The organism is Streptomyces sp. NPDC090022 (genome assembly GCF_044748145.1).
Lineage (GTDB): Bacteria > Actinomycetota > Actinomycetes > Streptomycetales > Streptomycetaceae > Streptomyces.
Window position 1 is genome coordinate 1 of record NZ_JBIVFN010000066.1, and the last position, 1520, is coordinate 1520.

Here is a 1520-nt window from a genome sequence, read left to right on the forward strand (position 1 = left end):
AACAACCCCGGCAACGTCGACCGCTCGACCTCCACCGCCGTGTCATTCCACTCGTGCACGATCCGCCGCAGACCCGCCTCGTCCAGCACCGGCACGGAGCCCAACGGAGCCTCGGGGCCACCGTCCAGCGCCACCTCCAACGCCGACACCAGATGCTCCGCAGCCGTACGCACCAGCACACCGACAGCAGCCGCATCCATCGGCGACACCGCGTCGACCGCCAGCGACAGCCCGAGGTTCTCGCCCTCGTCGTCCACAGCGACCGTGAGCGGGTAGTTGGTCCGCTCACGCGAGAACACCAGCCGGATGCCGCCGGCCTCCGTGGCCTCCCCGTTCTCCTCGGTCCCGACGGCGCTGTCTCCGGTCGGCTCCTCGGCGTTCAGGGCAGTGTTGTGCCGGTAGTTGAACAGGGCAGTGAACAGCGGCACGTCGCCGGAGACCCCGCTGGCGCTCTGGGCCAGGGCGAGCGGTGCGTGCTCGTGTTCCAGCAGGTGCGCGAGCTGGTCCCGCATCGCCGACACCGCTTCCAGCACGCCGATGTCGTCGGTGCGCACCCGGACCGGAAGCGTGTTGATCAGCGGACCCGGTACCCGGTCGGCGCCCACACCCGCGTTCATCCGGCCGAACAGGATCGTCCCGAAGACCACGTCGTCCCGGCCGGCCATCGCCGCCAGGGCACGCGCCCATGCCACGTGCAGAACGGTCGCCGTGCTGACGCCCAGGCGACGGGCGACCTCGCGAAGCCGCGACTCGGCGGCCGGAGCGAACGGTACGACTTCACGCACCGGGTCGGCGCCGGCCCCGTGGACGTCCAGTACCCCGTACGGCGCCGTCGGCTCGGTCACATCGCCCAGCAGCCCCGCGAAGTACCGCTCGTGCTCCGCGGCCTCGTTGCCGCCCCGCGCGTGGGCGACGAAGTCACGGAAGGGCTGCGGCTCGGGGAGGTCCCCGCCACGTCCGGTGAGGAACGCCCCGACCTCGTCGAGCAGGACCTCCAGTGCGGTGTGGTCCTGCACCAGGTGGTGCACCCGCACCAGACCCAGCCAGCGCTCGCCGTCGGGCGTGGCCGCCACGTGGACGCTGAACAGCGGTGCCCGGCCGAGGTCCATGGAGGAGCCGACCGCGGCGACCAGGTCGCCCACCGGGTCGGCGCTCCGTGCGTCCAGTGCCAGCTCGACGACCGGCAGGACGGCCTTGCGCCACACGACCTGGACCGGTTCGACCAGCCCTTCCCAGACGAACGAGGTCCGGAAGATGTCATGGCGGTCGATCACGCTCTGAAGCGCACCTGTAAAGGCATCCAGCCGCTCGCGTGAGGGGAATTCAAGAACCGACGGAAGTACATAGGCGTCGTCGTGGGCGAGGAGGTGGTGGAAGAGCAGACCCTCCTGGAGCGGCGCCAGCGGATAGACGTCCGCGATGTTCGCCGCGCCACCCTCCACGGTCGCGACGACCCGCTCGATCTCCTCCACCGTCAGCTCCACCAACGGCAGCATCTCCGGCGTGATCACCTCCGCACC

1 protein-coding gene is annotated in these 1520 nt (G+C 70.7%); it reads right to left on the reverse strand.

Translation table 11 applies throughout. The annotated features are described in order from the left end of the window. On the reverse strand, nt 1-1496 hold a 1496-nt coding region (locus ACIPXB_RS37130; protein ID WP_401457425.1), incomplete at its 3' end, for a condensation domain-containing protein. Nucleotides 1497-1520 lie beyond the last annotated feature (24 nt).